Source organism: Kitasatospora sp. cg17-2 (genome assembly GCF_054031055.1).
In genome coordinates this window covers 4,093,342-4,120,264 of the sequence record NZ_CM132923.1, presented here as the reverse complement: position 1 = coordinate 4,120,264, position 26,923 = coordinate 4,093,342, and the positions used below count along the sequence as shown (strand labels likewise).

General features: G+C 74.0%; 23 protein-coding genes and 2 pseudogenes. 16 read left to right on the top strand and 9 right to left on the bottom strand.

Features of this window, described 5'->3' with window-relative positions; genetic code table 11:
• Nucleotides 1–25: 25 nt before the first annotated feature.
• Both ACW14Y_RS17050 and ACW14Y_RS17045 read left to right on the top strand, forming a co-directional pair.
• Nucleotides 26–1,162 (top strand): annotated as a pseudogene (locus ACW14Y_RS17050) (diguanylate cyclase domain-containing protein); the annotation flags it as partial.
• 801 nt (nt 1,163–1,963) lie between these two features.
• The gene (locus ACW14Y_RS17045) at nt 1,964–2,356 is read left to right on the top strand and encodes a hypothetical protein (protein ID WP_456987474.1); all 393 of its coding nucleotides are present in this window, start codon (nt 1,964–1,966) and stop codon (nt 2,354–2,356) included.
• A 24-nt stretch (nt 2,357–2,380) separates the two neighbouring features.
• On the opposite strand, the gene ACW14Y_RS17040 is transcribed toward ACW14Y_RS17045, so the two are convergent.
• Nucleotides 2,381–2,989, bottom strand: coding sequence for a TetR/AcrR family transcriptional regulator (locus ACW14Y_RS17040; RefSeq protein WP_380309162.1), 609 nt, complete (start codon nt 2,987–2,989; stop codon nt 2,381–2,383).
• 147 nt (nt 2,990–3,136) lie between these two features.
• On the opposite strand from ACW14Y_RS17040, the gene ACW14Y_RS17035 reads away from it, so the two are divergent.
• Nucleotides 3,137–4,336, top strand: coding sequence for a macrolide family glycosyltransferase (locus ACW14Y_RS17035; protein WP_456987471.1), 1,200 nt, complete (start codon nt 3,137–3,139; stop codon nt 4,334–4,336).
• Nucleotides 4,337–4,362: 26 nt separating this feature from the next.
• Here ACW14Y_RS17035 and fdhD read toward each other — a convergent pair whose 3' ends face one another.
• Complete coding sequence (gene fdhD / locus ACW14Y_RS17030) at nt 4,363–5,187, bottom strand: formate dehydrogenase accessory sulfurtransferase FdhD (RefSeq protein WP_456987469.1); 825 nt, start codon at nt 5,185–5,187, stop codon at nt 4,363–4,365.
• Nucleotides 5,188–5,361: 174 nt separating this feature from the next.
• Between fdhD and hutH the strand changes: the two genes are divergently transcribed.
• The gene (hutH, locus tag ACW14Y_RS17025; protein ID WP_380309157.1) at nt 5,362–6,945 is read left to right on the top strand and encodes a histidine ammonia-lyase; all 1,584 of its coding nucleotides are present in this window, start codon (nt 5,362–5,364) and stop codon (nt 6,943–6,945) included.
• A 57-nt stretch (nt 6,946–7,002) separates the two neighbouring features.
• On the opposite strand, the gene ACW14Y_RS17020 is transcribed toward hutH, so the two are convergent.
• A complete protein-coding gene (locus tag ACW14Y_RS17020) occupies nt 7,003–7,434 on the bottom strand; it encodes a hypothetical protein (protein ID WP_456987467.1) in 432 nt (143 codons plus the stop codon).
• Between the two features lie 230 nt (nt 7,435–7,664).
• Between ACW14Y_RS17020 and ACW14Y_RS17015 the strand changes: the two genes are divergently transcribed.
• Complete coding sequence (locus ACW14Y_RS17015) at nt 7,665–8,534, top strand: MurR/RpiR family transcriptional regulator (RefSeq protein ID WP_030393442.1); 870 nt, start codon at nt 7,665–7,667, stop codon at nt 8,532–8,534.
• A 24-nt stretch (nt 8,535–8,558) separates the two neighbouring features.
• Here the strand turns inward: ACW14Y_RS17015 and ACW14Y_RS17010 are convergent, their stop codons facing one another.
• A complete protein-coding gene (locus tag ACW14Y_RS17010; protein ID WP_340636171.1) occupies nt 8,559–9,038 on the bottom strand; it encodes an SRPBCC family protein in 480 nt (159 codons plus the stop codon).
• 110 nt (nt 9,039–9,148) lie between these two features.
• Between ACW14Y_RS17010 and ACW14Y_RS17005 the strand changes: the two genes are divergently transcribed.
• Entirely contained in the window at nt 9,149–9,505 is a 357-nt protein-coding gene (locus ACW14Y_RS17005) for a hypothetical protein (protein ID WP_380383989.1), read from the top strand.
• Nucleotides 9,506–9,555: 50 nt separating this feature from the next.
• On the opposite strand, the gene ACW14Y_RS17000 is transcribed toward ACW14Y_RS17005, so the two are convergent.
• Nucleotides 9,556–10,077 carry a Uma2 family endonuclease gene (locus ACW14Y_RS17000; RefSeq protein WP_456987464.1) on the bottom strand — a complete coding sequence of 174 codons (522 nt, stop codon included), beginning with the start codon at nt 10,075–10,077 and terminating at the stop codon, nt 9,556–9,558.
• 180 nt (nt 10,078–10,257) lie between these two features.
• Here ACW14Y_RS17000 and hutU point away from each other — a divergent pair, with 180 nt between their 5' ends.
• The 4 genes from hutU to hutI all read left to right on the top strand — a co-directional run bounded on the left by hutU (nt 10,258) and on the right by hutI (nt 15,859).
• Nucleotides 10,258–11,943: a urocanate hydratase gene (gene hutU, locus ACW14Y_RS16995; RefSeq protein ID WP_266311448.1), complete on the top strand. Its 1,686-nt coding sequence runs from the start codon at nt 10,258–10,260 to the stop codon at nt 11,941–11,943.
• 29 nt (nt 11,944–11,972) lie between these two features.
• Complete coding sequence (locus tag ACW14Y_RS16990; RefSeq protein WP_340636199.1) at nt 11,973–13,157, top strand: allantoate amidohydrolase; 1,185 nt, start codon at nt 11,973–11,975, stop codon at nt 13,155–13,157.
• Nucleotides 13,148–14,521, top strand: a complete 1,374-nt coding sequence (locus ACW14Y_RS16985) for a formimidoylglutamate deiminase (protein WP_380309147.1) — start codon at nt 13,148–13,150, stop codon at nt 14,519–14,521. The genes ACW14Y_RS16990 and ACW14Y_RS16985 overlap by 10 nt, the downstream gene beginning before the upstream one ends.
• A gap of 168 nt (nt 14,522–14,689) precedes the next feature.
• The gene (gene hutI, locus ACW14Y_RS16980) at nt 14,690–15,859 is read left to right on the top strand and encodes an imidazolonepropionase (RefSeq protein WP_045938116.1); all 1,170 of its coding nucleotides are present in this window, start codon (nt 14,690–14,692) and stop codon (nt 15,857–15,859) included.
• Between the two features lie 61 nt (nt 15,860–15,920).
• Here hutI and ACW14Y_RS16975 read toward each other — a convergent pair whose 3' ends face one another.
• On the bottom strand, nt 15,921–18,020 hold the full coding sequence (locus ACW14Y_RS16975) for a prolyl oligopeptidase family serine peptidase (RefSeq protein WP_456987461.1): 2,100 nt from the start codon (nt 18,018–18,020) through the stop codon (nt 15,921–15,923).
• A gap of 428 nt (nt 18,021–18,448) precedes the next feature.
• Here ACW14Y_RS16975 and ACW14Y_RS16970 point away from each other — a divergent pair, with 428 nt between their 5' ends.
• Complete coding sequence (locus ACW14Y_RS16970; protein ID WP_360011212.1) at nt 18,449–18,790, top strand: hypothetical protein; 342 nt, start codon at nt 18,449–18,451, stop codon at nt 18,788–18,790.
• A gap of 108 nt (nt 18,791–18,898) precedes the next feature.
• Here the strand turns inward: ACW14Y_RS16970 and ACW14Y_RS16965 are convergent, their stop codons facing one another.
• Nucleotides 18,899–20,407 carry a peptide MFS transporter gene (locus ACW14Y_RS16965; protein ID WP_380308411.1) on the bottom strand — a complete coding sequence of 503 codons (1,509 nt, stop codon included), beginning with the start codon at nt 20,405–20,407 and terminating at the stop codon, nt 18,899–18,901.
• Between the two features lie 329 nt (nt 20,408–20,736).
• Between ACW14Y_RS16965 and ACW14Y_RS16960 the strand changes: the two genes are divergently transcribed.
• Nucleotides 20,737–21,411 (top strand): response regulator transcription factor, encoded by a 675-nt coding sequence (locus ACW14Y_RS16960; protein WP_030300686.1) that lies wholly within the window; start codon nt 20,737–20,739, stop codon nt 21,409–21,411.
• A gap of 51 nt (nt 21,412–21,462) precedes the next feature.
• Entirely contained in the window at nt 21,463–22,710 is a 1,248-nt protein-coding gene (locus ACW14Y_RS16955; protein WP_380308409.1) for an ATP-binding protein, read from the top strand.
• Between the two features lie 39 nt (nt 22,711–22,749).
• On the opposite strand, the pseudogene ACW14Y_RS16950 reads toward ACW14Y_RS16955, so the two are convergent.
• Both ACW14Y_RS16950 and ACW14Y_RS16945 read right to left on the bottom strand, forming a co-directional pair.
• Nucleotides 22,750–23,040: pseudogene (locus tag ACW14Y_RS16950) on the bottom strand (ester cyclase); the annotation flags it as partial.
• A gap of 111 nt (nt 23,041–23,151) precedes the next feature.
• Nucleotides 23,152–23,721 (bottom strand): GtrA family protein, encoded by a 570-nt coding sequence (locus ACW14Y_RS16945; protein ID WP_456987457.1) that lies wholly within the window; start codon nt 23,719–23,721, stop codon nt 23,152–23,154.
• 242 nt (nt 23,722–23,963) lie between these two features.
• Between ACW14Y_RS16945 and ACW14Y_RS16940 the strand changes: the two genes are divergently transcribed.
• The 3 genes from ACW14Y_RS16940 to ACW14Y_RS16930 are packed head-to-tail and all read left to right on the top strand — an operon-like array spanning nt 23,964 to nt 26,913.
• The gene (locus tag ACW14Y_RS16940) at nt 23,964–25,121 is read left to right on the top strand and encodes a 5-(carboxyamino)imidazole ribonucleotide synthase (RefSeq protein WP_082558475.1); all 1,158 of its coding nucleotides are present in this window, start codon (nt 23,964–23,966) and stop codon (nt 25,119–25,121) included.
• Entirely contained in the window at nt 25,118–25,660 is a 543-nt protein-coding gene (purE, locus tag ACW14Y_RS16935; RefSeq protein ID WP_340636162.1) for a 5-(carboxyamino)imidazole ribonucleotide mutase, read from the top strand. Before ACW14Y_RS16940 ends, purE begins: the two co-directional genes overlap by 4 nt.
• A 35-nt stretch (nt 25,661–25,695) precedes the next feature.
• Entirely contained in the window at nt 25,696–26,913 is a 1,218-nt protein-coding gene (locus ACW14Y_RS16930; RefSeq protein ID WP_380383986.1) for a dipeptidase, read from the top strand.
• Nucleotides 26,914–26,923 lie beyond the last annotated feature (10 nt).

Below are 26,923 nucleotides of genomic sequence, written 5' to 3'. Positions count from 1 at the left end.
GGCCGTGGTGGAGCTCGCCCAGGACATGGCGGGGGCGCTCACCCCGCTGGAGGCCGTCCGGGCCGCCGCCGCCCGCGCCACCGGGGCGCTCGGTGCCGCGATGGCCGCCGTCTCGGTCTGGGACCGCGAGTCCGGCCGGCTGCGGGTCCTGGTCAACCACGGCGAGCTCTCCCCCGGGGAGGAGGAGCTGCCCGAGGACGAGTCCTACCCGGTCGCCGACTTCCCCGAGATCGTCACGTACCTGGAGGAGCGCTGGACCACCGGCCGGCTGCCGCGCGCCTGGGTGCAGACCGCCGACAACTCCCAGCCGCACGCCGGACACGCCCACCCGACCGCCGGCGCGTACTGCCAGGAACGCGCCGCCGCGCTGCGCCGGCGCGGCCGGGCCTGCTGCGTGGTCGCGCCGATCGTGCTGCACGGGCAGGCCTGGGGCGAGCTCTACCTGGCCCGGACCGCCGGGTCGGCGGAGTTCACCGAGGCCGACGCCGACTACGCGACCCTGCTCGCCGCCCAGATCTCGGCCGGTCTCGCCCAGACCGAGCGCCTCGCCGACCTGCGCAAGCTCGCCTTCTCCGACCCGCTCACCGGCCTCGCCAACCGGCGCGCGGTGGACGCCCGGCTGGAGAGCGCGTTGGCCGCCCACAACCGGGACAACACCGTGGTGTCCCTGGTGGTCTGCGACGTCAACGGCCTCAAGCGGGTCAACGACCAGCTCGGGCACGAGGTGGGCGACCGGCTGCTGGAGCGCTTCGCCCACCAGCTGTCCCTGGCCGCCGCGAAACTCCCCGGGAGCCTCGCGGCCCGGCTCGGCGGCGACGAGTTCTGCCTGCTCGTCGAGGGCCGCAAGGCCGACGAGGTGGTCGCCGTCGCCGAGGAGCTGTGCGCGCGGGCGCTGGCCCTGGCCGACGGCGAGGGCGTCGCCTGCGGGGTCGCCTCCACCGGGGACTCCATCGGCCCGGTCACCACCCCCGACCGGCTCTTCCGGCTCGCCGACGCCGCCCAGTACCGGGCCAAGGCCGCCCGCGCCGCGCACCCGGTGGTCGCCGGCCGCAGCCACGGGCCCGGCTTCGCCCCCGACCCGACGGTGCTGCTCGCGGACGCCGCCGACCCGCAGTACCGCACCGACGGACGCCCCCGGGCCGGCGGCCGGGCCGGTACCGGCGACCGCCGGCGGTTCCGCGGCGCCGCGCACAGCGCCGACCCCGGGCAGCTGCTCACCGCGGTGCTCGCCGCGCTCGACCGGCAGGGCACCTCCCGCGCCGTCCACCCGGCCGACACCATGGGCAAGCTCGCCGTCGTCGCCGAGACCACGGCCCGGCTGCTGGACGCGGTCGGCTGGTGGATCTCCTACGTGCCGCCCGGGTCGCAGCTGATGCACACCGCGCGGCACGCCGTCTACCGGATGACCAGCGGGCCGAGCAGCACCCGGGCGGAGACCCAGCGCGCCCAGATCGAGGCCCCGGACGCCGTGTTCGACCTCCGCCACTACCCGCTGACCCGGACCGCCGTGCGCGGCGGCGCCTTCGCGCTGCGCGCCGGGGCGGCGGGCAACGACCCGGCGGAGGAGGCCATGCTGGTGGTCTCCGGCTACCGGGGCATGGTCGCGGCCGGCGGCCAGAACCCGGCGGGCGGCTGGCTCCTCGAACTCTTCGCCGACGACGCGACCCTCCCGCTCGGCCAGGTCGCCGCCGCCCTCCGCGCCCTGGTCGCGGTCGCCCTCGCCGGCCCCGCCTCCCCGCCCGGAGGCTGACCCGGGGACGGGTGCCTGGACCGGTGCCTGGACGGTGCCGGGACCGGCGCGGGGCCCGGGGGACCGGGGGAGTGTGGTGCTTCGGTGACCGGTTGGTTCCGAGCGGGTCGCGGTCCGGTCGTGGGGGTGGGCGGGGCCGGGCGGCCGTGGGATGGTGTCGGCGGTCGGCGGGCCGTCGGGGTCGCGCCGGATCGATGACGGGGGTTGATTCCTGTGCGTGCTCGGGTGACGGGCCTGGTGCTCTCCGCGGTGCTCGCCTTCGGCGGGACGGCGCTGGCGGCCGCGCCGGCGGCCTCGGCGGCTCCGGCGGTTTCGGCGGTTTCGGCCGCCCAGGCCGCCCCGGCTGCCCCGGTGGCTCCGGCGGTCTCGGTGGAGGGTGCCGGGGCGGGGACGGCGGCGGCGGGCCAGGGCGCCGTGCGGGTCGGGGCGGCGGCGGAGCGCCACGACACCGCGCAGCTGGCCGCGTCCAAGGACAAGTCGAAGAAAAAGAAGAAGAAGGGCCTCGGCAAGATCATCGGACTGGTGATCGGCATCGCCGTGGTGCTGGTGGTGATCGTGGTGATCGTCGTCGTGGTGCTGATGCTGCGCCGCCGCAACCGGTCCTGAGCCCGGGACCGGTCCCGGACGCGCTCAGTCCCGGGCGGGGCCGAGCGCGCCCAGGACGGCCGCGACGACCTGGTCGGCGTAGCCGGGGTCGAGCGGGCCGAGGCCGTGCAGCCAGCGGTAGTACAGCGGGCCGTAGAGGAGTTCGACCGCGAGGTCGAGGTCCGCGTCCGCGCGCAGCTGTCCGGCCTCGCGGGCGGTCCGCAGCCGTTCGCGGGTGACGGCCAGCAGCGGGTCGAGGAGGCGTTCGCGGTAGTCGCGCAGCAGGGCGGGGTCGGTGAGCACCTCGGCGGTGAGGGCGCGGCCGGTCCGGTCGAAGGCGGGGTCGGCGAGTTCGAGGGCGGTGAGCCGCAGGACGGTCCGCAGGTCCTCGCCGAGGTCGCCGGTGTCGGGCAGGGCGAGGCTGCCGGAGGGGTTCTCGCTGGCGGCGAGGAAAGCGTCGAAGACGACGGCGCCCTTGGAGGGCCACCAGCGGTAGATGGTCTGCTTGCCGACGCCGGCGCGGGCGGCGATCTTCTCGATGGTGAGCTTGCCGAGGCCGAGTTCGGCGACGAGCTCGGCGGCGGCGGTGAGGATGGCCGCGCGGCTCTGCTCGTTGCGGCGGCTCGGGTCGGGGGCGGTCTGCGGTCCGGTCATGGGCGCCATTCTACCGAGACAACGAGACGGTCCGTATCGTCTTGACAGTTCGGGTCCGCCGGTGCATGCTGGTGGCACGTCAGCGAGACGAACCGTCTCGTCTCGACGGAGAGTCCCGAGCCGCAGCCTTTCGAGAGGACCACCGAGATGACCCGCTCCGCCCATGTCGCCATGGTTTCCATCCCGGCCCACGGCCACGTCAACCCCAGCCTCGCCCTGATCGCCGAGCTCGTCGCCCGCGGCCACCGGGTGAGCTACGTCAACGCGCCGTCCTTCGCCGACACGGTCGCGTCCACCGGCGCCACGCACGTCCCGTACGACACCGCGCTGCCGCTCGACGGCGACCCCGCGGGGTGGCCGGAGGACCCGGTCGCGGTCCAGGACGTCTTCCTCGACGACGCCCTCGCGATGACCCCGGTGCTGCGGAAGCTCTTCGCCGAGGACCGGCCCGACCTCGTGCTGTACGACATCGGTGCCTTCGCCGCCCGGGCGGTGGCCGAGGGGCACGGCGTGCCGGCGGTGCAGCTGTCGCCCACGATGGTCGGCTGGGAGGGCTTCGAGGAGGACATGGCGCCCATGTTCGAGGCGCTCCGCACCGGCCCCGGCGGCCCCGAGCACTACCGGCGGTTCGGCGACTGGCTGGCCGACAACGGCGTCGCCGTCCAGGACGTCGAGCGGGACGTCGAGCGCTTCAAGAACCGGCCGGACCGCGCGCTGGCGCTGATCCCGCGGGCCCTGCAGCCCTGCGCGGACCGGGTCGACACCGACCGGATCACCTTCGTCGGCCAGTGCTTCGGCGACCGCTCGCGGCAGGGCGGCTGGCAGCGGCCCGCGGGGGCGGACAAGGTGCTGCTGGTCTCGCTCGGCTCGGCGTTCACCGACCGGCCGGCCTTCTACCGGGCCTGCGTGGAGGCCTTCGGCGGCCTGCCCGGCTGGCACGTCGTGCTGCAGATCGGCCGCCACACCGACCGGGCCGCGCTGGGCGAGGTGCCGGCCAATGTCGAGGTGCACCGCTGGGTGCCGCAGTTCGACGTGCTGGCGCAGGCGGACGCCTTCGTCACCCACGCCGGCACCGGCGGCGCGAGCGAGGGCCTCTTCCACGGCGTGCCGATGATCGCGGTGCCGCAGGCCGTCGACCAGTTCGCCAACGCGGACTCACTGGTGGCGCTGGGGGTGGCCCGGCGGCTGGACACCGAGGACGCGACCGCCGGGGCGCTGCGCTCCGCGCTGCTGGAGCTGACCGGGGACCCGGCGGTGGCCGGGCGGCTCGCGGCGGAGCGCGCCTCGGCCCGGGCCGAGGGCGGCACGGCCCGGGCGGCGGACCTGGTCGAGGCCGAGCTGAAGTGAGCCGGGACGGGGCGGGCGGGGGCGGCTCAGGCGATCCGGTCGGGGCGGGTGTAGACGTTGGCGCCCTCGCCGCGGAGGAAGCCGACCAGGGTCAGGCCCAGCTCCTCGGCGAGGTCCACGGCCAGCGAGGACGGCGCCGAGACCGCGGCCAGCAGCGGCACCCCGGCCAGCGCCGCCTTCTGGGTCAGTTCGAACGAGGCCCGGCCGCTGACCAGGAGCACATGGCCGGTCAGCGGCAGCAGGCTCTCCCGCAGCGCCCAGCCGACCACCTTGTCCACCGCGTTGTGCCGGCCGACGTCCTCGCGGGCGCACAGCAGTTCGCCGGTCCGGCCGTCGAACAGGCCCGCCGCGTGCAGGCCCCCGGTGGACTCGAAGGTGCGCTGGACGGCGCGCAGCCGGTCCGGCAGCGCGTAGAGCAGCGCGGGCGGGACGCTCAGCGGGTCCTCGCCGACCGGGTGCCGGACGTGGGTGCGCACGGCGTCCACGGTGTCGCGGCCGCACAGTCCGCAGGCGCTGGTGGTGAGCAGGTTGCGGTGGGCGGAGAGCGGCAGCGGGCGGCCGCTGTCGCGCAGCGTCGCGTCCACCACGTTGTAGGTGTTGGCGCCGTCCGCGTCGGTGCCGGCGCAGTAGCGCAGCGCCGCCAGCTCCTCGCCGGAGGCGACCAGGCCCTCGCCGACCAGGAAGCCCGCCACCAGGTCGAAGTCCTGGCCGGGGGTGCGCATGGTGACGGTGAGCGGTTCGCCGCCGAGCCGGATCTCCAGCGGCTCCTCGGCGGCCAGCGCGTCGGGCCGGAAGTCGCGCCCGTCCCCGCGCAGCCGGAGCACCCGCCGCCGTGCCGTCGCCCGCGTCATCGTCCCGCCCGCCTTCGTGTCCGCCGCGCCCGGCGTTGCGCCGTCCGCCTCCCCACAGCGTGCGGCACCGGCCCGGGTATTCGAAAATCCTGGTGACCGGCCGGTCCGGTCCCGGGCGTTTCGACTGGGCCGAGATGGTTGTCATATCTCCATTCACCTGCTGAGATGATGCATATGGATATGCACAGTGCTGCGGCCGCCCACGCGCCGCTCGTCCAGGTCGGCAAGGCCGACGTCGGCGCCGAGGACGTGCTGGCCGTCGCCCGGGGCAACGCCCGGGTCGAGATCGGCCCCGACGCGATCGCCGAGATGGCGACCGCGCGCGCCCGGATCGACGCCCTCGCCGCCGAACCGCGCCCCGTCTACGGCGTCTCGACCGGCTTCGGCGCCCTCGCCGTCCGGCACATCAGCCCCGAGCTGCGCGCCCAGCTGCAGCGCTCGCTGGTGCGCTCGCACGCCGCCGGGATGGGCCCCGTGGTCGAGCGCGAGGTCGTCCGCGCGCTGATGTTCCTGCGCATGAAGACCCTCGCCAGCGGCCGCACCGGCGTCCGCCCGCTGGTCGCGCAGACCATGGCCGCGCTCCTCAACGCGGGCATCACCCCGGTGGTCCGCGAGTTCGGCTCGCTCGGCTGCTCCGGCGACCTCGCGCCGCTGTCGCACTGCGCGCTCGTCCTCATGGGCGAGGGCGTGGCCACCGGCCCCGACGGTGTCGAGAAGCCCGCCGGCGAGCTGCTCGCCGCCGCCGGCATCGAGCCGGTCGAGCTGCTGGAGAAGGAGGGCCTCGCCCTCATCAACGGCACCGACGGCATGCTCGGCATGCTGGTCATGGCCATCGCGGACCTGCAGCGGCTGTTCACCACCGCCGACATCACCGCCGCCATGAGCCTGGAGGCCCTGCTCGGCAGCGACAAGGTGCTCGCCCCCGAGCTGCACGCCCCGATCCGCCCGCACCCCGGCCAGGCCGCCGCCGCCGCCAACATGCTGGCCGTGCTCCAGGGCTCCGGCCTCACCGGCCACCACCAGGACGACGCGCCGCGGGTCCAGGACGCCTACTCGATCCGCTGCGCCCCGCAGGTCGCCGGCGCCGGCCGCGACACCCTCGCCCACGCCCAGCTGGTCGCCTCCCGGGAGCTGGCCGCCTCGGTCGACAACCCGGTGGTGCTGCCCGACGGCCGGGTCGAGTCCAACGGCAACTTCCACGGCGCCCCGGTCGCCTACGTGCTGGACTTCCTCGCCATCGCCGCCGCCGACCTCGGCTCGATCTCCGAGCGCCGCACCGACCGGCTGCTCGACAAGGCCCGCTCGCACGGCCTGCCGGCCTTCCTGGCCGACGACCCGGGCGTGGACTCCGGCCTGATGATCGCCCAGTACACCCAGGCCGCGCTGGTCAGCGAGAACAAGCGGCTCGCGGTGCCCGCCTCGGTCGACTCGATCCCCTCCTCGGCCATGCAGGAGGACCACGTCTCGATGGGCTGGTCCGCCGCGCGCAAGCTGCGCCAGTCCGTGGAGAACCTCGGCCGCGTCCTGGCCGTCGAGCTCACCGCCGCCGCCCGGGCGCTGGAGATCCGCCAGCAGGCCGGAACGGGCGCCGAGCCGGCGCCGGCCACGGCCGCGGCGATGGCCGCCGCCCGGGCCGCCGGGGTCGGCGGCGCCGGTCGCGACCGCTTCCTCTCGCCGGACCTGGAGGCCGCCGCCGCGCTGGTCGCCTCGGGCGAGCTGGTGCGGGCCGTCGAGCGGGTCACCGGCCCGCTGGCCTGACCTCCGCGCCGCACCCAACGGGTGGGACGGGTGACCGGTGGCCGGACAGGCCGCCGGTCACCGGTCCCAGTCGCTCTTCGGGGCCGTCGTGCCGCGCTGCTCCTGGATCCGCTCGGCGAGCGCGGACGAGACGTTGACGCCGACGATGCCGCCCCAGCAGACCAGCAGGCCCCAGAAGCCGCCGTTCTCGGCGGCGATCGCCGACAGCGGGATGCCGAGCACCAGCGAGACGATCGGGAGCTTGGTGCCCGAACGGCGGCCGAAGCGGCGCGGTCCGTACCCCGGACGGCCGTACCCCTCGGCCGGGCCGTAGCCGTCGGCCGGGCCCAGCCGCTCGGCCACCCGGCGCTCCACCCGGGCGTCGAGACGGGCGTCGATCCGGGCGAGGAAGGAGTCGACGAGTTCCGACTCGTACTCCGGGCCGAGCTCCTTGCGGGCCTGCAGCGTGGCGTCCAGATCGCGCCGCAGATCGTCCTGACGTGTGTCCATGGGCATCAGCTTCCTCCCTCCGGAGGTCGCCGGTCCATCGGTCCGACGGGGATTCAGGGCGGTCTCAGGGGGATATCAGGGTCACCCCGAGACGGTCCGAACCCCCTCGGTGCCCGCCCGGGGACCGCTCCGGGAGGTCTCGCCCGATGTCCCGTCGGGCGAGACGTCTTTGCCAGCGGCCGTCCGCTGCTGCACAGTCGTCCGAACAGCTCGCATCCGGAGGTACCGCCATGACCGCCACCGACGACGCCGGCACGGTCGGTCCCTCCGCCCGGCTGCTCCAGCTCTTCGAGGGGCACCGGCTCACCCCCACCCAGCGGCGGATCGCGCACTCGCTGGTCCGGCACGCCACCGAGGCGCCGTTCCTCTCCAGCGTCGAGGTCGCCGAACTCGCCGGCGTCAGCCAGCCCTCGGTGACCCGCTTCGCGGTGGCCCTCGGCTACGACGGCTACCCGGCGCTGCGCAAGCAGCTGCGCGAACTCGGCGCCGGCGAGGCCGCCGCCCCCGAGACCCCGGCCGACGCCGTCCGCAACGAGCACCAGCAGGCCGTGCTCGCCGAGATCGAGCACCTGCGCCACCTGGCCGAGCTGCTCGCCGACCCCGAGCCGATCGCCCGCGCCGCCCGGCTGCTCGCCGCCTCCCGCCCGCTGCCGGTGCTCGGCCTGCGGGCCGCCTCCGCGCAGGCGCGCGGCTTCGCGTACTTCGCCGCCAAGGTGCACCCCGACATCCGGCTGCTGGACGAGGGCGGCAGCATGCTCGCCGACCGGCTGGAGCAGGCCGCCGCCGCGGGCGCGAGCGTGCTGCTCTGCTTCGCCCTGCCGCGCTACCCGCGCGAGCTGATGGACGCGCTGGCGGTGGCGCGGGAGTGTGGGCTGACCGTCGTCACCGTGGCCGACAGCGTCTTCGCGCCGGTCGCCAAGCTCTCCGACCTGATGCTGCCGGCCGCCGTCGGCACCGGGCTGGTCTTCGACACCGCCTGCGCGCCGATGATGCTCGGCCGGGTGCTGCTGCAGACCATGTGCGACGAGCTCCCGGGCGCCGAGGCGCGGCTGGAGGCCATCGAGCAGTCGGCGGCGGCCCGGGGGCTGTTCCTGGAGTAGCCCGCCCGGGTGATCCGTCGCGCGTCAGGCTTCCAGGGTCTGCCGGATCCGCCGCAGGGTCGCCCGCATGCCGGCCCGGTTGTGCGCGGCCCGCCGCTCGGGGGCGACGCCGCTGAAGACCTTGCCGAGCAGCTCGGCGACCGGCGCGCTCCGGCCGGTCCGCAGGTCCCGCCAGTACTCGGTGAGGTTCGTGCCGCCCTCGCCGTCCGGCGCGAAGCGGTAGCCCCACTCGGCGATCGGCAGCCCGAGGGCGTCCACCCGGAACGCGAACTCGCTGCCGGGGCGGGCCGTCGTCACCCGGCAGGTGGTGAACCAGACGAACAGGCCGCGCCGGTTGAAGCCGACGAACCGGTCGCCGGTCCGCAGCGGTCCCCGCCGGGCCCACACCGCCCGGCACTCGGGGCTCCACTCGCCGGTCCGCCGGACGGTGCTGACGGCGCGGTAGACCTCCGTCGGCGTGGCGGCCACGCCGATGCTCTCCTCGATGCCCCACTCGCGGTCCATGCCGGCCCTCCCCGTTCGTCCCCGCGGCCCGGAACGCCGCCCCGGCGACCGTACCCGCAGGTTGGCGATCCGCCCAGGGCGGGCATCATTCCGGTCAGGGGGTGCCGCCCATGCGTGTGATCCACGAGATGAAGTTCGTCGGCCGGCTCGCCTCCGGAGCCGACGAGTGGTCCTGCCCGACCTGCGGACGCCGCGTCACCCTGCGCCGTCTGCCCGATCCCGAACTCACCGTCCTCGACCCGGGCGACGAATCCGTCGTCCACGTCGGCGTCATCGAACCCGACGCCCGAGCCGCCGCGGCCGCCGAGCAGTACGGCCTCGGCCCCGTCCAGGAGATCCCCCGCCCACCCCGTACCCCGGTGCCGCCCACGCCGTCCGGCGCCCGGTCCGCCGACGTCCCCGACGACGCCGACCGCCGCTGGCTCGCCGAGATCGGCATCGACTGGGACGGCGACGCGGCGGCCTGACGACCGGTCAACGCCGGGGCGTGTACAACGGCAGGTCCACGGTCGGCAGTTCACCCGTGAACGGCGCGGTGAGCGGCACCGGCTCCCCGTGCCTGCCGCTCAGCACGCCCCGGTAGGCCCCGTCGCGCGGGTGGGTGAAGTACGTCCAGATGCCCTTGCGGGGGTCGACGGCCAGCAGAGCGGCGACGCCCCGCGGCGCCGTACCAGTCGGCCCCGGGAGTGGTGCCGCTCGCCCGTTCGGTCCTGGAGGCCACCTCCACCGCGAGTGCCACGTCGTGGGGGTCGGCGAGCCACTCGTCGCTCCGCTCCCAGTCGGTGGGGAGGACGACGAGGTCCGGGGTCGCGTAGTCCTCGTCGTCCTCCGGTGTGCCCACGGACGAGACCTGGTAGCCGGCGAGCCCGTCCGGCAGCCGCCGGTCGAGCCGGAGCCGCAGCCGGCGGACGGTCCCCGCGTGCTTGCCGCAGGGGGGCGGGGCCGCGATCAGGGTCCCGCCGATGATCTGCACGCGCAGACCGGTGGTTCGCGCGATCTCCTCGGCGGTGTCCCGGAGCCTGCCGGGGGCTGCCTTCATCGGGCCTCCGTGGGGCGGGGCTGGGCCGAGTGGCTGGTGTTGGCCGCTGTTCAGCGTAGCGGGGGTACGAGCTTGCCGCGGGCGCTGATCGGATGTGCGCAGGTCTGGCCGAAGGCTGAATGTTTGGATATATTCAGTGAAGTCGAGCCTGAATGAATTCATCCGCAAGGAGATCGTGACATGGTGCAGCAGGCGAGTGGGCCGCGTGAGGTGCGGGCGGCGCGGGGGACCGGGCTGACCACGCAGGGGTGGCAGCAGGAGGCCGCCCTGCGGATGCTCATGAACAACCTCGACCCCGAGGTGGCCGAGCACCCCTCGAAGCTGGTCGTCTACGGCGGCACCGGCAAGGCCGCGCGCGACTGGCGCTCCTTCGACGCCATGGTGCGCACGCTGGAGGGCCTCAAGCAGGACGAGACCATGCTGGTCCAGTCCGGCCGGCCGGTCGGCGTCATGCAGACCCACGAGTGGGCGCCGCGGGTGCTGATCGCCAACTCCAACCTGGTCGGCGACTGGGCCAACTGGGAGGAGTTCCGCCGCCTGGAGAGCCTCGGGCTCACCATGTACGGGCAGATGACCGCCGGGTCCTGGATCTACATCGGCACCCAGGGCATCCTCCAGGGCACCTACGAGACCTTCGCCGCCGTCGCCAACAAGCGCTTCAACGGCACTCTCGAAGGCACCATCACCCTCACCGCCGGCCTCGGCGGCATGGGCGGCGCCCAGCCGCTGGCCGTCACCATGAACGGCGGCGTGGCGATCTGTATCGACTGCGACCCGTCCCGGATCTCCCGCCGGATCGAGCACCGCTACCTGGACGTCGAGGCCAAGAACCTCTCCCACGCGCTGGAGCTGGCCACCGCCGCCCGCGACAAGCGGCAGCCGCTCTCCATCGGCCTGCTGGGCAACGCCGCCGAGCTGTTCCCGCAGCTGCTGGCGATGGACGCGCCGATCGACATCGTCACCGACCAGACCAGCGCCCACGACCCGCTGAGCTACCTGCCGGTCGGCGTCTCCTTCGACGACATGGCGACCTACGCGGCCGAGAAGCCCGCCGAGTTCACCGTCCGCTCGCGCGAGTCGATGGCCAAGCACGTCGAGGCGATGGTCGGCTTCCAGGACGCCGGCGCCGAGGTCTTCGACTACGGCAACTCGATCCGCGGCGAGGCCCAGCTGGCCGGCTACGACCGCGCCTTCGCCTTCCCCGGCTTCGTCCCCGCGTACATCCGGCCGCTGTTCTGCGAGGGCAAGGGCCCGTTCCGCTGGGCCGCCCTGTCCGGCGACCCGCAGGACATCGCCAAGACCGACAAGGCCGTGCTCGACCTCTTCCCGGAGAACGAGTCGCTGCACCGCTGGATCAAGATGGCCCAGGAGAAGGTGCACTTCCAGGGCCTGCCCGCGCGGATCTGCTGGCTCGGCTACGGCGAGCGGGACAAGGCCGGCGAGCGCTTCAACGACATGGTCGCCTCCGGCGAGCTGTCCGCCCCGATCGTCATCGGCCGCGACCACCTGGACTGCGGCTCCGTCGCCTCCCCCTACCGGGAGACCGAGGCGATGCTGGACGGCTCCGACGCGATCGCCGACTGGCCGCTGCTCAACGCCATGGTCAACGTCGCCTCCGGCGCGTCCTGGGTCTCCATCCACCACGGCGGCGGCGTCGGCATCGGCCGCTCGATCCACGCCGGCCAGGTCACCGTCGCCGACGGCACCGCGCTGGCCGGCGAGAAGATCCGCCGGGTGCTCACCAACGACCCGGGCATGGGCGTCATCCGCCACGTCGACGCCGGCTACGACCGGGCCGACGAGGTCGCCGCCGAGCGCGGTGTGCGCGTCCCGATGAACGAGCACGGCTCGACGGGCGAGCTGTGAGCGACCAGGGCTCCGCGAGCTTCGAACGGATGTGGGCGGAGCTGCTCCCCGTGGGCCGCTCCGCCGCGTCCGGCGGCTACCGCCGCTTCGCCTGGAACAGCGCCGACGCCGAGTGCCGGTCCTGGTTCGAGCAGCAGGCCCGCGACCGCGGCCTGCACTACGAGCTGGACCGCAACGGCAACCAGTGGGCCTGGCTCGGCGACCCGGCCGGCGAGAACGCGGTGGTCACCGGCTCGCACCTGGACTCCGTCCCGGACGGCGGCGCCTTCGACGGCCCGCTCGGCGTGGTCTCCTCCTTCGCGGCGCTCGACGAGCTGCGCGCCCGGGGGAGCGGGCTCACCCGGCCGCTGGCGATCGTCAACTTCGGCGACGAGGAGGGCGCCCGGTTCGGGGTGGCCTGCATCGGCTCCCGGCTCACCGCCGGGGTGCTCGGCAAGGAGCAGGCGTACGAGCTGCGCGACGCCGACGGCGTCCGGCTGCCCGACGCGATGGAGCGGGCCGGGCAGGACCCGACCGCGATCGGCGCCGACGGTGACCGGCTGGCCCGGATCGGCGCCTTCGTCGAACTGCACGTCGAGCAGGGCCGCTACCTGACCGAGGAGCACCCGGTCGGCGTGGCGAGCGCGATCTGGCCGCACGGCCGCTGGCGGTTCGACTTCCGCGGCGAGGCCAACCACGCCGGCACCACCCGGATCGAGGACCGCCGCGACCCGATGCTGACCTACGCCAACACCGTGCTCGCCGCGCGGAAGAAGGCGAAGCTCGCGGGCGCGCTGGCCACCTTCGGCAAGGTCGCGGTGGAGCCCAACGGCACCAACGCGATCGCCTCGCTGGTGCGCGGCTGGCTGGACTCGCGGGCGGCCGACGAGGCCACCCTCACCGCGCTGGTCGAGGAGATCGGCCGGGCCGCCGCCGAGCGCGGCGAGCGCGACGGCGTCGAGGTCGGGCTGACCCGCGAGTCCTACACCCCGGTGGTGGACTTCGACGGTCCGCTGCGCGACCGCCTCGCCGCCCGGCTGGGCGGCGTCCCCGTGCTGCCCACCGGCGCGGGACACGACGCCGGGATCCTCGCCTCGGCGGTCCCGACCGCCATGCTGTTCGTGCGCAACCCGAGCGGCGTCTCGCACTCCCCGGCGGAGCACGCCGAGCCGGCCGACTGCCTGGCCGGCGTCGCCGCCCTCGCCGACGTACTGGAGGACCTGGCGTGTCAGTGACCAGTGCCGCGGACGCGCGGACGACCTACTGGGCGCAGTACGCCTGGCTGCCGCACGCCAACGGGCCCGTGGTCGAGCCGGACGTGCTGATCACCACCGGGGCCGGCGGCAAGATCGCCCGGGTGCAGCCGGACAGCGGGCCCTGCCCGCCCGGCGCCGTCCGGCTGGAGGGCCTGCTGCTGCCGGGCCAGGCGAACGCGCACTCGCACGCCTTCCACCGGGCGCTGCGCGGCCACGTCCAGGTCGGCTCCGGCACCTTCTGGACCTGGCGCGACACCATGTACCGGTTCGCCGGCGCGCTCGACCCGGACCGCTACCTGGCGCTCGCCACCGCCGCCTACGCGGAGATGGCGCTCGCCGGGATCACCGCCGTCGGAGAGTTCCACTACCTGCACCACGCGCCCGGCGGGGCCCGGTACGACGATCCCAACGCGATGGGCGAGGCGCTGATCGAGGCCGCCGCCCGGGCCGGCATCCGGATCACCCTGCTCGACACCTGCTACCTGTCCTCCGGCTTCGGCACCGAGCCGACCAGGCCGCAGCTGCGGTTCAGCGACGGCGACGCGGAGGCCTGGGCCGAGCGGGCCGACCTGCTGAAGGCCCGCGAGCACGCCCGGATCGGCGCCGCCATCCACTCGGTGCGGGCCGTGCCCGCCGAGCAGCTCGGCACCGTCGCCGACTGGGCGTCGTCGCGCCGGGCCCCGCTGCACGTCCACCTGTCCGAGCAGACCGCCGAGAACGACGCCTGCCTCGCCGCGCACGGCGTCACCCCGACCCGGTTGCTCGCCGACCGGGGCGCGCTCGGCCCGCGCACCTCGGTCGTGCACGCGACCCACCTCACCGAGGAGGACGTCGAGCTGCTGACCGGCTCCTCCACCACCGTCTGCATGTGCCCCACCACCGAGCGGGACCTCGCGGACGGCATCGGCCCGGCCCGGCAGCTGGCCTCCGGGGGGTGCCCGATCACCCTCGGCAGCGACAGCCACGCCGTGATCGACCCGTTCGAGGAGGCCAGGGCGCTGGAGCTGGACGAGCGGCTGCGCACCCGCACCCGGGGGCACTGGACGGCGAACGCGCTGCTCCGGGCCGGTACCGAGGACGGCCACGCCTCGCTCGGCTGGCCCGAGGCGGGGCGGATCGAGGCCGGTTCGCTGGCCGACTTCACCGTGATCGCGCTGGACTCGGTGCGCACGGCCGGTCCGGCGCCCCGGCTGGGCGCGGAGATCGCGGTGTTCGCGGCCGCCGCGGCGGACGTCCGGCACGTGGTGGTCGGCGGCCGGCACGTGGTCAAGGACGGCGCGCACACCCTGGTGCCGGACGTGCCGGGAGCGCTGCGGTCCTCGATCGCCGCGCTCGGCTGCTGAGTTCTCCGTTTTCCCGTGGGTGACCGGGGGCGGGCGGCATCGGACCGCCCGCCCCCGCTCCCGTTCCCCGTTCCCGCTTTCCGCCCCTTCCGTTCTCCGCCCCGTTCCCGCTCCCCGAAAGGTTCCGACGTGAGCAGCTCGAACAGCACCCCGAGCAGCAGCCCGACCATGCCGAGCACCCTGATCACCGGGATCGGCACCCTGGTCACCAACGACCCCGCGCACGGGACCGGGCCGCTCGGCGCGCTCACCGACGCGGCCGTGGTGATCGACGGCGGCACCGTCGCCTGGGTCGGCCCGGCGGCCGGGGCGCCCGCCGCCGACGAGGTGTTCGACGCGGCGGGCCGCGCCCTGCTGCCCGGCTGGGTGGACTCGCACGCCCACCTGGTCTTCGCCGGCGACCGCACCGCCGAGTTCAACGCCCGGATGTCCGGGCAGTCCTACTCGGCCGGCGGCATCCGCACCACGGTGGCCGCCACCCGGGCCGCCGCCGACGCCGAGCTGGACGCCAACCTGGCCCGGCTGGTCCGGGAGGCGCTGCGCCAGGGCACCACGCTGGTGGAGTGCAAGTCCGGGTACGGGCTCACGGTGGAGGACGAGTCGCGGGCGCTGCGGATCGCCTCCTCGTACACGCCGGAGACCACCTACCTGGGCGCGCACGTGGTGGCCCCGGAGTTCGCGGACGACCCGGCGGGCTACGTCGAGCTGGTCACCGGCCCGATGCTGGACGCCTGCGCGCCGTACGCCCGCTGGGTGGACGTGTTCTGCGAGAAGGGCGCCTTCGACGGCGACCAGGCCCGGGCGATCCTCACCGCGGGGATCGAGCGGGGGCTGATCCCCCGGGTGCACGCCAACCAGCTCACCTACGGCCCGGGTGTGCAGCTGGCGGTGGAGCTGGGCGCGGCCTCGGCCGACCACTGCACCCACCTCACGGACGAGGACGTGGCCGCGCTGGCGGGCTCGTCGACGGTGGCGACGCTGCTGCCGGGCGCCGAGTTCTCCACCCGGGCGGTCTACCCGGACGCTCGCCGGCTGCTGGACGCGGGGGCGGTGGTGGCGCTGTCCACCGACTGCAACCCGGGCTCCAGCTTCACGAGTTCGATGGCGTTCTGCATCGCGGTGGCGGTGCGGGAGATGGGCATGACGCCGGACGAGGCGGTCTGGGCCGCGACGGCGGGCGGCGCCCGGGCGCTGCGGCGTACGGACGTCGGCACGGTGCGGGTGGGGGCGCGGGCGGACCTCCAGCTGCTGGACGCGCCCTCGCCGGTGCACCTGGCCTACCGGCCGGGGGTGCCGCTGACGGCGGCGGTCTGGCGGGCGGGTGTGCGCGAGGTCTGACGGGCCTTCGGGCGGAGGGCGGGGCCGGGAGGGTGTGTTCCTCCCGGCCCCGCCGTCGTGCTCAGCCGAGTCCCAGCGACCGCCGCAGGAAGTCGAGCTGGTGGTGCAGCAGGTGCTCGGCCACGCCGGGTTCGGCCGGTGCGTGGCCCGCGCCGGGGATCGGCAGGAACTCGTGCGGGCGGCCGGCGGCGAGCAGGGCGGCGGAGAGCCGCAGGCTGTGCGCGGGCAGCACGTTGTCGTCGGCGAGGCCGTGGACCAGCAGCAGCGGGCGGCGCAGCCCGGGGGCGTCGGGGATCAGCGAGGCGGCGTCGTAGCGCTCGGGGTGCTCGTCCGGGTGGCCGAGGAAGCGTTCCTTCCAGTGGGTGTCGTAGAGCCGGTGGTCGGTGGGGGCGGCCCCGGCGACGGCGGCGTGGAACACGTCGGGGCGGCGCAGGACGGCGAGCGCGGCGAGGAAGCCGCCGAAGGACCAGCCGCGGATGCCGACCCGGTCGAGGTCGAGCAGTCCGGGGCGGAGCGCGGCGGCGGCGTGCAGGGCGTCGACCTGGTCGGCGAGGGCGGGGTCCGCGATGTCCGCGAAGACGGTCTTCTCCCAGCGCGGGCCGCGCCCGGGGGTGCCCCGGCCGTCGACGACCAGGACGGCGAAGCCCTGGTCGGCGAACCACTGGGAGGTGAGGTCCCACCAGTGCGGGGCGGCGGAGACCTTGGCCATGGCGGGGCCGCCGTAGGGGTCGAGCAGGACGGGCAGGGGGCCGTCGCCGGGGCGGTGGCCGGTAGGGAGGAAGAGCGTGGCGCGGAGCTCGCGCGGGCCGAGCCGGAGCAGTTCGGGGCGGGCCGTGAGGACGGGCGTCTGCGCGTGGGAGACGAGGGTCGCGGCGGGCCGGTCCGGGCGGTGGACGGTGGTGCGGCCGGTCGGCGCGCCGGGGGTGCGGGCGGTGCGGACGAGCGTGCCGGCGCGGCGCACGCCGGTGTGCGTGCCGGGCTCGTGGCTGAGCCGGACGGCGCCCGAGGCCGGGGCCCACGACCAGAGGTGGGTCTCGGTCGGTTCGTCGGAGGCGGTGAACAGCACCTGCTCGCCGTCGGTCCCGAGCACGGCGCGCAGCTGGAGGCCGGGCGGGGTGACGGGGGCGCCGTCGACGGTGAGGTGGCGGGTGTCGCCGAGGTCGGCGGCGTCGACGAGGGAGCCGGCGGCGGTGCGGGCGGGCAGGCCGGGGAGGAGTTCGACCCAGTGCTCGTCGCGGCGTTCGGCCAGGACACGGGTGGCGCCGTCGACGGGGTCGACCGCCAGGGTGAGCACGGTGCGCTGGTCGCGGCTCTGCACGGCGGCGTACGGGCCGTGGGCGTCCCAGCCGGCGGCGGTCAGGTACTCGAAGCCGGCGCGGTCCCAGCGGACCTCGGTGCGTCCGCCGTCGAGGTCGAGCAGCCAGAGGGTGACCTCGGCGTTGTCGGTGCCGGCCAGCGGGTAGCGGTGGGTGCGCGGCGGCCGGGCCGGGTCGGCGGGGTCGGCGTGGTGGAGGCGGCGCAGCGGGCGCTCGTCGACCCGGGCGACCAGCAGCCGGGTGCCGTCGGGGGACCACCAGTGGGCGCGGTGGCGGTGCATGGACTCGGCGGCGACGTGCTCGGGCAGGCCGTAGCGGACCTCCTCGTGCTCGGGTTCGGCGAGCGCGCGGTCCTCCCGGCCGTCGGCCCCGACGACCCGCAGGGCGCCGCCGCCGACGTAGGCGATCCGGCGGCCGGTGGGGTCGGGGCGCGGGTCGTGGACCTCGGTGGCGGTGGGGACCCGGCGGACCTCGCCGGTGGCGGTGTCGGCGAGCAGCAGGGTGCCGGACAGGGCGAAGGCGGCGGTGCGGCCGTCGGCGTCGGTCGCGTACGCGGTGATGCCCCGGCCGAGGACGCGGGCGCGTTCGCGGCGGATCCGTTCGGCCTCGGGGAGGTCGCCGTCGGTGTCTCCGAGGGCGGCCGGGTCGGCGATCAGGCGCTCCTCGCCGGTGTCGGTGTCGAGGGCCCAGAGCCGCCCGGTCGGGTCGTCACCGGCGGTGCTGCGCAGGAAGAGCACGGTGCGGCCGTCGGCGGTGACGGCGGGCGCGGCGGGCGCGCCGAGGGTGAGGCGCCCGGTGCGGGCGAGCTGGCGGGGGAGCGAGTCGGTGGAAGGGGGCAGCGGCATGCGGGAACCATCGCACGCCGGTGGCCGGGATGTCCGGGGAACGGGGAACCGGACGGGACGCCGCGGGTGCCGTTCCGGATCCGTGTCGGTTCGTCGACGAGATATTCATCGAGGCCGATTGTCCTTGAATTAACAAGCGTCGAAGAGGAATTGCCGAGTCGTCAGAAATGGCTCCGGCGCGTGGTGGTCGATGGATGCCTCGGCGCCCCGTGCGGTGCGAACCCGCTGTTCGGCGGGGTGCTGGACCGCATTCCGTCCGCTGTGAACCCGCTGTTCGGCGGGGTGGTCGACAACGCTTCGTGTCGGTACGGTGTCAATCGCCGAGGGGGGCGAACCCCTCGGGTCACAGTATTTTCGGGCTCGGTCGGATTCTCGCGGGAAGGCTCCCGCGGCTGTTCGGCATGCCCTTTTCGGGGATGGAGATATTCATGAAGCTCAAGGCTTTCGCGGTGGCCGGCCTCGCTGCCGCGGCGCTGGGTCTGGTCGCCGCGCCGAGCGCCTCGGCCGCGTCGATCGACGGTGGCTGCAGTGCCAAGGCGCATCTGGACAACCTCGGCCGGCCGACCGCCGAGTCCACCTGCTCCGGTCGACTGCCGTCGGGGGCGGCGCACCGGGCGAAGATCACCTGCGACGTGGTGATGGGCAGCCGGGAGACCGTGGTCCGGTCGACCTACTGGGGACCGTGGGTCGGCCCGGGCCAGACCTCGTCGGTGCGCTGCGGCTTCAAGTCCTACCTCGCCTCGTACTCGTCCGAGGTCCGCGGGGCCTGACCCGGAAAGCCCGGAGGCCGGGCGGTGGGGTGACCACCGCCCGGCCTCCGGGCTTCGTTCGCGACGGTGCGGGTCGGTGTCCGCCGGTGGCGGCGCGACCCGGACCGGTCAGTGCACGTCGCCCATCAGGGCGATGACCCGCTTGCGGTACATCGCCAGGGCGAAGCCGGCGAAGATCGCCATCACGCCCTGGACCGCGAAGTACCAGGTGGAGCCGACCACGGAGTCGCCCAGCACCAGCTGGAAGACGGAGGCGACGCAGTCGCCCGCGGTGACGGCGAGGAACCACAGGCCCATCATCTGGCTGGCGTACTTGGCCGGGGCCAGCTTGGTGGTGACGGAGAGGCCGACGGGGGAGACGGTCAGCTCGCCGACGGTCTGCACCAGGTAGACCGCGGCCAGCCAGAGCGGGGTGACCTTGGTGTCGCCGGAGGCGGCGGCCATCGCCAGCATCATGACCATGAAGGAGGCGCCGACCATCACCAGGCCGAAGGCGAACTTCATGGTGGTGCTCGGGTTCTTGCCGCGCTTGGAGAGCCACACCCACAGCCAGGCGAAGACCGGGGCCAGCGCCATGATGTAGAGCGGGTTCAGCGACTGGAACCAGCTGGTCGGGAAGTCGAAGCCGAACAGCGTGGAGGAGGTCTTCTCGTCGGCGAAGATGCTCAGGGTCGAGCTGGACTGGTCGTAGATCATCCAGAAGACCGCGGCGGCCACGAAGAACCAGATGTAGCCGGTCATCTTGGACTTCTCGTCCGCGCTGAGGTCCTTGTCCCGCTTCATCCGGGCGAAGTAGTACGTGGGGATCGCGATGCCGGCGATCGACAGCGGCCAGATCGCCCACTGGATGGTGAAGTGGCCGGTCAGGGCGACCACGGCGTAGAAGACCACGGCGACGGCGGCCCAGAGGGCGGCCTTGCGCAGGACGCTGTTCCGCTCCTCCGCCGAGATCGGCGAGCTCACCACGTTGCTCTTGGGGCTGAGGTGGCGGGTGCCGAGCAGGTACTGGAGGAGGCCGAGCGCCATGCCGACGCCGGCGAGGGCGAAGCCGAGGTGCCAGTCGACCTTCTGGCCGACGGTGCCGATCACCAGCGGAGCCGCGAAGGCGCCGAGGTTGATGCCCATGTAGAAGACGGTGAAGCCACCGTCGCGACGCGGGTCGTTCGGCCCGTCGTAGAGGTGGCCGACCATCGTCGAGATGTTGGCCTTCAGCAGGCCGGAACCGACGGCGATGAACGCCATGCCGACGAAGAACGACGCGGTGGCCGGCACGGCCAGCAGGAAGTGGCCGATCATGATGATGCAGCCGCCGATGGCGACGGTCTTGCGGGGACCCCAGAACCGGTCCGCGACCCAGCCGCCGGGCAGGGCGAAGAGGTAGACCATGGCGTTGTACACGCCCACGATCGCCGCGCCGAGCGCGGCCGTGTAGCCGAGGCCGCCGTTCTTGGTCTCGGCGACCAGGTAGAGCACCAGCAGGGCCCGCATGCCGTAGAAGCTGAAGCGCTCCCACATCTCGGTCATGAAGAGCGTGGCGAGGCCCCGGGGGTGCCCGAGGAAGGTCTTGCCGCTGGGAGAGGCCGACTGAACGCCGGACTCCAGGGTCGTAGACGCCATGTGTAGTGGTTCCTTGCCTGACAGCGTCCGCCAAGGGGGGTGGAGGCGGACGTGGACGAAACCACTCTACGTGGCGATATTTGGCGGCATCAGCTGACAAAAGCCGTGCATCAGGTATGGAAATGGCAAAGTCCGCGAGAGATCAGTCCACGTTATCCATGGTAGAGCCGCGAATATTCCTTCGCTTTCAAGCTTGAGGCGCAGGATCTTCGCCGAACACGCGGCCCGGGCGTGTCCGTTGGGGCTCGACCACCCCTCGTATAACGATCACGCACTGTGAACTACCTCACGGAGGCAACGGCCGCACCCCGGCGGACTACCATCAGCCCATGACCTGTGTGCTGCTCGCCGAGGACGACCCCGCGATCTCCGAACCGCTCGCCCGGGCGCTGCGCCGTGAGGGGTACGAGGTGCTCGTCCGTGAGGACGGCCCGTCCGCACTGGCCGCCGGGCTCGGCGAGGAGGTCGACCTCGTCGTCCTCGACCTGGGCCTGCCCGAGATGGACGGTCTCGAGGTGTGCCGCCGGCTGCGCGCGGACGGCCGCAGCTGCCCCGTCCTGGTGCTCACCGCCCGCGCCGACGAGGTCGACACGGTGGTCGGCCTGGACGCCGGTGCCGACGACTACGTCACCAAGCCGTTCCGGCTCGCCGAACTGCTCGCCCGGGTCCGGGCCCTGCTCCGGCGCGGCAACGTCGACCAGCTCACCACCGGCGCGCACGGCGTCAAGATCGACATCGAGTCGCACCGCGCCTGGCTGGGCGAGGAGGAGCTGACCCTCTCCGCCAAGGAGTTCGAGCTGCTCCGGGTGCTGGTCCGGGACGCCGGCCGGGTGGTCACCCGCGAGGAGATCATGCGGCAGGTCTGGGACACCACCTGGTGGACCTCCACCAAGACCCTGGACATGCACATCTCCTGGCTGCGCAAGAAGCTCGGCGACGATGCCGCCAACCCCCGCTACATCGCCACCGTGCGCGGGGTGGGCTTCCGCTTCGAGAAGAATTAGCCCGAGCGGACGCCCCGACCGGGGGCGCCCACCACCGTCGGGAGCGGCAGCGTGAAACGCCGAATGATCAACTCGCTGCTGGGCGTGGTCCTGGTGGTGGTCGTGGTGTTCTGCGTCCCCCTGGCGGTGGTGGAGAAGCGCACCATCGTCAGCTCCGCCCAGGACCGGGTGGACGCCGCCGCCGTCCGGGTGCTCGCCCTGGTGGAGAACCGGCTCGCCGCCAACGAGCCGGTCACCGGCGACAAGTTCGCCAACCAGGTCTCCGAGGGCCAGTACGTCGAGGTGGACATCCCCGGCCGGGCGGTCGTCTCCAGCGGGCAGCGGCCCGACGGCGACCACGTGCTCAAGGCGGTCGAACGCGGCGCCAGCGGCGAGACCGTCACCGTCGAGCAGTCCCGCGAGGCGGTCGACCACGAGATCGCCAACATGCTGCTGCTGCTCGGCGTGGTCGCGCTGCTCGCCGTGCAGGCCGCCGTCGCCCTCGCCGTCTGGCAGGCCAAACGGCTCGCCCAGCCGCTCACCGACCTCGCCGAGACCGCCGAGCGGCTCGGCTCCGGCGACCCGCGCCCGCGCGACCGCCGCTACGGCGTGCCCGAGCTCGACCGGGTCGCCGAGGTGCTCGACGTCAGCGCCGAACGGATCGCCCGGATGCTCACCGCCGAGCGCCGGCTCGCCGCCGACGCCTCGCACCAGCTGCGCACCCCGCTCACCGCGCTCTCCATGCGGCTGGAGGAGATCACCGCGCTGGCCGAGGACCCGGAGACGGTCAAGGAGGAGGCCACCATCGCCCTCCAGCAGGTCGAGCGGCTCACCGACGTCGTCCAGCGGCTGCTGACCACCCAGCGCGACCCGCGCAGTCCCACCGCCGTGGCCTTCGACGTCGACGACGTGGTCAAGCAGCAGGTCGAGGAGTGGGGGCCGTCGCTGCGCGGCACCGGGCGGGTGCTCCAGGTCGAGGGCCTGCGCGGGGCCGCCGCCGTCGGCACCCCCGGCACGGTCGCCCAGGTGCTGGCCACCCTGATCGAGAACTCGCTGATGCACGGCGCCGGGACGGTCACCCTGCGGGTCCGGCCGTCCGGGACGTCCGTGGTGGTCGAGGTGCAGGACGAGGGCCCCGGAGTGCCGCCCGAGCTGGGCAACCGGGTGTTCGAGCGCGCGGTCAGCGGCCGCAACTCGACCGGCATCGGGCTGGCCGTCGCCCGCGACCTCGCGGAGGCGGACGGCGGGCGGCTGGAGCTGCTCTCGCTGCGGCCGGCGGTGTTCGCGCTCTTCCTCGGCCGCAGCCGGCGGGACGGGTAGCGCCCGGCCCGGTGGTCGGACGGTCCGGCGCGGTCAGAACCGCTCGTCGCGGACCACGTCCAGGTCGGTGAAGGTGGGCGGCGCGTCGCAGAGCGCCACCATCTCGCGGTAGATCCGGTCGGTCTCCGGCAGGTTCGAGTTGCGCATGGCGTCCTCGTACGAGGCGAACTCGACGATCTCCACGACGTGCCGGGGGTCCGAGCGGTCGGTGCCGACCATCGCGTGGTCGACGGTCCGCCGGCCCTCGGTCTTCTCGGCCCAGCGGTCCATCAGGCCGTTGAGCTCTTCCATCCGGTCGGTCCGGCATTCGATGATCTGGACGAAGGTCATGGCGAGCCTCCTGGGTCCCCCCGGGGCCTCGATCGTTCGCCGGCCGCGCTCGCCCTCGGTCACCACTCTCCTCCTGCCGCGGCGGGGGCGGCAACCGAGGGGAGGCCGCTTCTACTCGGCCTTGGCGAGCCGGACCCGCTCGGCGGCCAGCAGCAGCTCGGCCTGGGCGACCACGGCGGCGGCCCCGGCGGGGGCGGCGGTGGCGTCCTGGACGGCCGGGGTATCGGTCACCGGCTCCGGGACGGCCGTGAACACCCAGGTCCGGTACGAGACGAAGCGGAACACCGTGCCCAGCGCGAGGCCGCCGACCTTCGCGGCGAGCTGCTCGAAGTGCGAGTCGAGCCCGAGCAGGTAGACCGAGAACCCGAGCACCCCGGTCTCGATCAGCATGCCGGCGCCGCTGAACAGCAGGAACAGCGTGATCTCGCGCTTGCGCGAGGCGGCGTCCCGGTCCCGGTACAGCCAGTAGCGGTAGCCCAGGTAGTTGGTGAAGATCGCGATCAGCGTCGCGGCGATGTTGGACCGCAGCGAGGCGAGGTGCAGGCCGTTGATGCAGATCCAGAAGACGGCGAAGTTGACCACGACACCACTGAGGCCGACGACGCCGAACTTCACCGCCTCGCCCGACAAACCGCGCAGCTTCTGCGCCAGCGAGGGGTTCGACGCCGTGGTCGTCGCCATACCGGGCTGCCTCCATGTGCCTGCGGACGAAAGGTCGCCGGGGCAGGTACGCCGCGGTCCCCTTGAGCCCTGCGTGCACGCACATGATCGGATCGCGCGTATCAGGACCTGGCCGACCAGGCTACCCGGTTCCGCCGATCGGCTCAGCCCCCCGGGTCCGACCGGACGGCGCCCCGCAGTAGGGACGCGGTCGCGGCGGGAGCGGTTCCACACCCTCCGACCGGCCCGGATATCCTGGCGGGGTGACTTCCCCGGGCAACGCGAATTTTCCAGTGGTGGGCATGATCGGCGGCGGGCAGCTTGCCCGCATGGCACACCAGGCGGGCATCCCGCTCGGAGTCCGGTTCAAGCTCCTCGCCGACACTCCCCAGGACTCGGCCGCGCAGGTCGTCTCCGACGTCGTCCTCGGCGACTACCGCGACCTCGACACCCTGCGCCGCTTCGCGGCCGGCTGCGACGTGATCACCTTCGACCACGAGCACGTGCCGACCGAGCACCTGCGGGCCCTGCAGGCCGACGGCATCGCCGTCCGGCCCGGTCCCGACGCTCTCGTCAACGCGCAGGACAAGGGTGTGATGCGGGCCAAGCTCGACTCCATCGGCGTCCCCTGCCCCCGGCACCGGATCGTCGCCGACCCGGCCGACGTGACCGCGTTCGCGAACGAGGGCGCCGGCTACCCGGTGGTCCTGAAGACCGTCCGCGGCGGCTACGACGGCAAGGGCGTCTGGGTGGTCGGCGACGAGGAGGCGGCCGCGGCGCCGTTCCTGGCCGGCGTCCCGGTGCTCGCCGAGGAGAAGGTCGACTTCGTCCGCGAGCTGGCCGCCAACGTGGTCCGCTCGCCCAGTGGCCAGGCGGTCGCCTACCCGGTGGTGGAGAGCGTCCAGGAGAACGGCGTCTGCGCCGAGGTCACCGCCCCCGCGCCCGACCTCGACCCCGCGCTGTCCGACGAGGCCCAGCAGCTGGCCCTGCGGATCGCCGGCGAGCTGGACATCACCGGCCACCTCGCGGTCGAGCTGTTCCAGACCCGGGACGGCCGGATCCTGGTCAACGAGCTGGCCATGCGCCCGCACAACTCCGGGCACTGGAGCCAGGACGGCGCCGTCACCTCGCAGTTCGAGAACCACCTGCGGGCCGTGCTCGACCTGCCGCTCGGCGACCCCCGGCCGCGCGCCAAGTGGACCGTGATGGTCAACGTCCTCGGCGGCGACTACCCGGACATGTACCACGCCTTCCTGCACTGCATGGCCCGCGACCCGGGCCTGCGCATCCACATGTACGGCAAGGACGTGAAGCCCGGCCGCAAGGTCGGCCACGTCAACGTCTTCGGGGACGACCTCGACGACGTCCGTGAGCGCGCCCGCCACGCGGCCGCCTACCTGCGAGGAACGATCACCGAATGACCGCCCCCACCGCCCCCGCCTCCCCGCTCGTCGGCATCGTCATGGGCTCGGACTCCGACTGGCCCGTGATGGAGGCGGCCGCCCAGGCGCTCGACGAGTTCGAGATCCCCTACGAGGTCGACGTCGTCTCCGCGCACCGGATGCCGCGCGAGATGGTCGCGTACGGCGAGAGCGCCCACAAGCGCGGTCTGAAGGCGATCATCGCGGGCGCCGGCGGCGCCGCCCACCTGCCGGGCATGCTCGCCTCGGTCACCCCGCTGCCGGTGATCGGCGTGCCGGTGCCGCTGCGCTACCTGGACGGCATGGACAGCCTGCTGTCGATCGTGCAGATGCCGGCCGGCGTCCCGGTGGCGACCGTCTCGGTGGCGGGCGCGCGCAACGCGGGCCTGCTCGCGGTGCGGATGCTGGCCGCCTTCGACCAGGACCTCACCGAGCGGATGACCGAGTTCCAGGCCGAGCTGAACAGCCAGGCCACCGAGAAGGGCAAGAAGCTCCGGGCCAAGGTGGCGGGTTCCGCCTCGTTCGGCTTCGGAAAGTAGTCATAAAAGCAGCCTGGTCGGATACAACAGCTCGTATGACCTCTGAGCTGCTGGATTCCACGCCCGCCGCCCTGCTGGAGCGCGCCCGGGCCGTCCTTCGCACCGCCCCCGTGGTGGACGGCCACAACGACCTCCCGTGGGCGATGCGCGAGCAGGTCGGCTACGACCTCGACGCGCTCGACCTGGCCGCCGACCAGAGCGCCCGGCTGCACACCGACCTCGTCCGCCTCACCGCGGGCGGGGTCGGCGCGCAGTTCTGGTCCGTCTACGTGCCCAGCCGGCTCGCCGGGGACCACGCCGTCAGCGCCACCCTCGAACAGATCGACTTCGTCCACGCCCTGGTCGACCGCTTCCCCGAGCGGCTGCGGCTCGCGCTCACCGCCGACGACCTGGAGGCCGCCCGCGCCGAGGGCCGGATCGCCTCCCTGATCGGCGCCGAGGGCGGCCACTCGATCGACTGCTCGCTCGCCACCCTGCGCGCCCTGTACGCGCTCGGCGTCCGGTACATGACGCTCACCCACAACGACAACACGCCGTGGGCCGACTCCGCCACCGACAAGCCCGCCGCCGGCGGCCTCACCGCCTTCGGCGAGGAGGTCGTCCGGGAGATGAACCGGCTCGGCATGCTGGTCGACCTCTCGCACGTCTCCGCCGACACCATGCGCGACGCCCTGCGGGTCAGCGAGGCCCCGGTGCTGTTCTCGCACTCCTCGTCCCGCGCGGTCTGCGCCCACCCGCGCAACGTCCCGGACGACGTGCTCGCCCGCCTCGCCGACAACGGCGGCGTCGCGATGGCCACCTTCGTGCCCAAGTTCATCCTGCCCGCCGCGATCGAGTGGACCGCCGCGGCCGACGAGAACATGCGCGCCCACGGCTTCGACCACCTCGACACCACCCCCGCCGGGATGGCCTGCCAGCGCGCCTACGAGGAGGCGAACCCGCGCCCGGTCGCCACCGTCACCACCGTCGCCGACCACCTCGACCACATGCGCGAGGTGGCCGGCGTCGACCACATCGGCATCGGCGGCGACTTCGACGGCACGGCCTTCCTCCCGGACGGCCTCGACGACGTCGCCGGCTACCCCAACCTGATCGCCGAACTGCTGCGCCGAAACTGGTCGGAGGCCGACCTCTCCAAGCTCACCTGGCACAACGCCGTCCGCGTCCTGCGCGACGCCGAGACCGCCGCGGCCCGCCTGCGCGACGGGGGACGGACCCCGTCCATCGCCACCCTCACCGGCCTGGACGGCTGACGCCGCGGGG